We start from the raw sequence: 4,830 nt of genomic DNA, 5'->3' as shown, positions 1-4,830 counted from the left end.
TGCCGCCGTTGCGCCGGTGCCGCCGCCCCCGTGGGGCCAGCAGTCCGCGACCGGCTCTTCCGCCCGCGAGGACTCCCGCCGCACGGAGGCGGGCCCGCCCGCGACGTCGATCGATCCGCAGCCGTGGGCACCCCCGCCGCTACAGGGCGTGCCTGCCGCGTCCGGCCCTCGGCGCTCTGCGGCCGCCGACGCGCCTGTCGAGCCGGTCGATGCGGTTCCGGATGCCACGCCTGACCCGACCGCGCCGACCCCGACCCTCCGCGGAGGGTGGGAAGGAGACGTCGACGAGGTCTCCGCCGTCTCGCCCGCCCCGTTCCCCCCCAGCGCTGCGCCCTCGCCGGGAACGTTCGTCAGCCCGCCGGTCACCGCGGGGGAGGAGCCGGTCGCCCCCATCCGCACCCGTGACGCAGCGGTCACCCGGCTGCCCGCGCCGACGGCGGCGCCCGCTGTCGACGCGCGCGATCAGGACGTCTTCCCCGAGCTGACCGGCGAGGTGTCGGCTGTCGTCGGGTCGCCCGCCGCCGGCGCTCCGATGTCGGCGACTTCGTCGGTCGCCGCGCAGCAGCGCGATGCCGAGGAGCGTCCGCCCGTCGCAGCGGCGACCCCGCCGGTGGAGGACGACGCGGCATCCGAGTTCGAAGAGGACCTCGATCAGACGGTGATGGTCCGGCGCAAGCGCGGCGTCTGGGAGCTGCTCCCGCCGTCGGGCGCGCCCATCCCGCTGGAATCCGACGTCGTGATCCTCGGGCGCCACCCGATCGCCGACCCTGCGCACCCGCGTGCGCAGCTGGTGACGATCCTCGACCCCACCCGGACCGTCTCCAAGACGCACGCGCGTCTGGAGCGGCGCGGCGACGTCTGGCACATCGTCGATCTGCACTCCACCAACGGCGTGCTGCTGCCGAGTCTGCTGGGCACCGACATCGAGCTGGAGGCGGGTGCGGAGATCGAGGTGGCCGACCGGTTCATGCTCGGCGATGCGGCGCTGCGCCTGCAGCGGGTCGAACTCGAGGGCTGATCGTACGGCAGAACCCGGGCGCGTTTGACCCACCTCTGTCATCCCGCGTATCATTGACCGGGTGTGCGCACTTGCGCGCCCTGCGACGTGCCTCGGTGCGGACAGGGTCGCAGGAACGCGGCACAGGGACAGGACCTGCGAACAGGTCACCCCCACGGCATATCCATCACCTACCGTTCGTCGCGATCGCGGCGTGCCGATGGATCTGTGGTGAAACCACGAACGCTGTCACCGTGCAGCACCTGTACGAGGCGAGAGCCGCGTGCAGATCGACAAGGAGAGAACGTGCCAACCATTCAGCAGTTGGTTCGCAAGGGTCGCTCGCCCAAGGTCTCGAAGACCAAGGCGCCCGCCCTGAAGGCGAACCCGCAGCAGGCGGGGGTCTGCACCCGCGTCTACACGACCACGCCCAAGAAGCCGAACTCGGCGATGCGCAAGGTCGCCCGTGTCAAGCTCCGCAACGGCACCGAGGTCACCGCCTACATCCCCGGCGAGGGCCACAACCTGCAGGAGCACTCGCTCGTGCTGGTCCGTGGTGGTCGTGTGAAGGACCTCCCCGGTGTGCGTTACAAGATCGTCCGCGGCGCCCTGGACACCCAGGCTGTCAAGAACCGTAAGCAGGCTCGCAGCCGCTACGGCGCGAAGAAGGGTTGAGTTAGATGCCTCGCAAGGGACCCGCACCCCGCCGCGTCGTCGTCAACGACCCGGTCTACGGTGCTCCGATCGTCACCCAGCTGGTGAACAAGATTCTCGTCGACGGCAAGAAGTCGATCGCCGAGGCCATCGTCTACAACGCCCTCAAGGGTGTCGAGGCGAAGAACGGCCAGGACGCCGTCGCGACGCTCAAGAAGGCGCTCGACAACGTGCGCCCCACCCTCGAGGTCAAGAGCCGCCGCGTCGGTGGCTCGACCTACCAGGTGCCCGTCGAGGTCAAGCCGCACCGCGCGAACACGCTCGCGCTGCGCTGGCTCGTCTCGTACGCCAAGGGTCGTCGTGAGAAGACCATGACCGAGCGTCTCCAGAACGAGATCCTCGACGCCTCGAACGGCCTCGGTGCCGCGGTCAAGCGCCGCGAAGACACCCACAAGATGGCCGAGTCGAACCGCGCCTTCGCGCACTACCGCTGGTAATCAGCACCGATGCCCGGCCGGCGCATCCCGCCGGCCGGGCATCCCACGACATCCGTCTCAACAGGTAAGGACACCCCGTGGCACAAGAAGTGCTCACCGACCTGAACAAGGTCCGCAACATCGGCATCATGGCCCACATCGATGCCGGCAAGACGACGACGACCGAGCGCATCCTGTTCTACACGGGCGTCAACCACAAGCTCGGCGAGACGCACGACGGCGCCTCGACGACCGACTGGATGGAGCAGGAGAAGGAGCGCGGCATCACGATCACGTCTGCCGCCGTGACCTGCTTCTGGAACAAGAACCAGATCAACATCATCGACACCCCCGGTCACGTCGACTTCACCGTCGAGGTGGAGCGCTCGCTCCGCGTGCTCGACGGTGCCGTCGCCGTCTTCGACGGCAAGGAGGGCGTCGAGCCCCAGTCCGAGACCGTGTGGCGTCAGGCTGACAAGTACGACGTCCCCCGCATCTGCTTCGTCAACAAGATGGACAAGCTCGGCGCTGACTTCTACTTCACCGTCGACACCATCGTGAAGCGCCTCGGCGCCAAGCCGCTCGTGCTGCAGCTGCCCATCGGTGCCGAGAACGACTTCGTCGGCGTCATCGACCTCGTCGAGATGCGTGCACTGGTCTGGCCCGGCGATGCCAAGGGTGACGTGACCATGGGCGCCAAGTACGAGGTCCAGGAGATCCCCGCCGACCTCAAGGACCGGGCCGAGGAGTACCGCCAGCAGCTGCTGGAGACGGTTGCCGAGAGCGACGAAGCCCTGCTCGAGAAGTTCTTCGGTGGCGAGGAGCTCTCGGTCGCCGAGATCAAGGGCGCCATCCGCAAGCTGACCGTCGCCGGCGAGCTCTACCCGGTGCTCTGCGGCTCCGCCTTCAAGAACCGCGGCGTGCAGCCGATGCTCGATGCGGTCGTGGACTACCTCCCGTCGCCCCTCGACGTGCCCGCCATCGAGGCGCACGACCCGAAGGACGAGGAGAAGGTCATCGAGCGTCGCCCCGACGCCAACGACCCGTTCGCCGCACTCGCGTTCAAGGTCGCGGTGCACCCGTTCTTCGGTCGCCTGACCTACATCCGCGTCTACTCGGGTCACCTCGACTCCGGCGCGCAGGTCATCAACTCGACCAAGGGCAAGAAGGAGCGCATCGGAAAGATCTTCCAGATGCACGCCAACAAGGAGAACCCGGTCGACTCGCTCACCGCGGGCAACATCTACGCCGTCATCGGTCTGAAGGACACCACCACCGGTGACACCCTCGCCGACCCGGCCGAGCCCGTCGTTCTCGAGTCGATGACGTTCCCCGAGCCCGTCATCGAGGTCGCGATCGAGCCCAAGACCAAGGCCGACCAGGAGAAGCTGGGTCTCGCGATCCAGAAGCTCGCCGAAGAGGACCCGACCTTCCGCACCGAGCTCAACCCCGAGACCGGCCAGACGGTCATCAAGGGCATGGGCGAGCTGCACCTCGACATCCTCGTCGACCGCATGAAGCGCGAGTTCCGCGTCGAGGCGAACGTCGGCAAGCCCCAGGTCGCCTACCGCGAGACGATCAAGAAGACCGTCGAGCGTCACGACTACACGCACAAGAAGCAGACCGGTGGTTCGGGTCAGTTCGCCAAGATCCAGTTCGGCATCGAGCCGCTCGAGGTCACGGCCGACAAGACGTACGAGTTCGAGAACAAGGTCACCGGTGGCCGCATCCCGCGCGAGTACATCGAGCCCACCAACCAGGGCTTCCAGGACGCCATGCAGGTCGGCGTGCTCGCCGGCTTCCCCATGGTGGGTGTCAAGGCGATCCTGATCGATGGCGCGTCGCACGACGTCGACTCCTCCGAGATGGCGTTCAAGATCGCCGGCTCCATGGGCTTCAAGGAGGCCGTCCGCAAGGCCGGCCCCGTGCTGCTCGAGCCGCTGATGGCCGTTGAGGTGCGTACGCCCGAGGAGTACATGGGTGACGTCATCGGCGACCTGAACTCGCGTCGTGGCCAGATCCAGTCGATGGAGGACGGCTCGGGCATCAAGATCGTCCGCGCCCTCGTCCCGCTGTCGGAGATGTTCGGCTACATCGGTGACCTGCGCTCGAAGACCTCGGGTCGCGCCGTCTACTCGATGGAGTTCGACAGCTACTCCGAGGTCCCGCGCGCCGTGGCCGACGAGATCGTCCAGAAGACCAAGGGCGAGTAACACCGCCTTTACGGATGCCGGGGGCCCAGCTCCCGGCATCCGCCCAAACTGAATATCGACACGTCAACTACACTGACAACATCCCCGTAGAAACCCGGTCGCAACCCAGCGCCCGGGCGACTACACGACAGTCCTGAGGAGGACCCAGTGGCCAAGGCCAAGTTCGAGCGGACCAAGCCGCTCGTCAACATCGGAACGATCGGTCACGTCGACCACGGCAAGACCACGCTCACCGCTGCCATCTCGAAGGTGCTCGCCGACAAGTTCCCGTCGGCCACCAACGTGCAGCGTGACTTCGCGTCGATCGACTCGGCTCCCGAAGAGCGTCAGCGTGGTATCACGATCAACATCTCGCACGTCGAGTACGAGACCCCGAAGCGTCACTACGCACACGTCGACGCCCCGGGTCACGCTGACTACATCAAGAACATGATCACCGGTGCTGCCCAGATGGACGGCGCGATCCTCGTGGTCGCCGCCACCGACAGAA

General features: G+C 67.1%; 5 protein-coding genes. All 5 read left to right on the top strand.

Translation table 11 applies throughout. The annotated features are described in order from the left end of the window. Positions 1 to 1,018 (top strand): FHA domain-containing protein (locus ACHFGS_RS01305; protein WP_394289076.1); only part of this gene is annotated, 1,018 nt, incomplete at its 5' end. 285 nt (positions 1,019 to 1,303) lie between these two features. Then, complete coding sequence (gene rpsL / locus ACHFGS_RS01300) at positions 1,304 to 1,672, top strand: 30S ribosomal protein S12 (RefSeq protein WP_018171438.1); 369 nt, start codon at positions 1,304 to 1,306, stop codon at positions 1,670 to 1,672. Positions 1,673 to 1,677: 5 nt separating this feature from the next. Then, positions 1,678 to 2,148: a 30S ribosomal protein S7 gene (rpsG, locus tag ACHFGS_RS01295; protein ID WP_018187368.1), complete on the top strand. Its 471-nt coding sequence runs from the start codon at positions 1,678 to 1,680 to the stop codon at positions 2,146 to 2,148. Positions 2,149 to 2,225: 77 nt separating this feature from the next. Next, entirely contained in the window at positions 2,226 to 4,340 is a 2,115-nt protein-coding gene (gene fusA / locus ACHFGS_RS01290) for an elongation factor G (RefSeq protein WP_394278382.1), read from the top strand. Between the two features lie 147 nt (positions 4,341 to 4,487). Continuing rightward, a partial coding sequence (locus tag ACHFGS_RS01285; RefSeq protein ID WP_394289075.1) for a GTP-binding protein occupies positions 4,488 to 4,830 on the top strand: 343 nt, incomplete at its 3' end.

Source organism: Microbacterium sp. (genome assembly GCF_043427715.1).
Taxonomy (GTDB): domain Bacteria; phylum Actinomycetota; class Actinomycetes; order Actinomycetales; family Microbacteriaceae; genus Microbacterium.
Note: the sequence above shows the minus strand (reverse complement) of the source record. Positions and strands in the feature narration are given on the sequence as shown.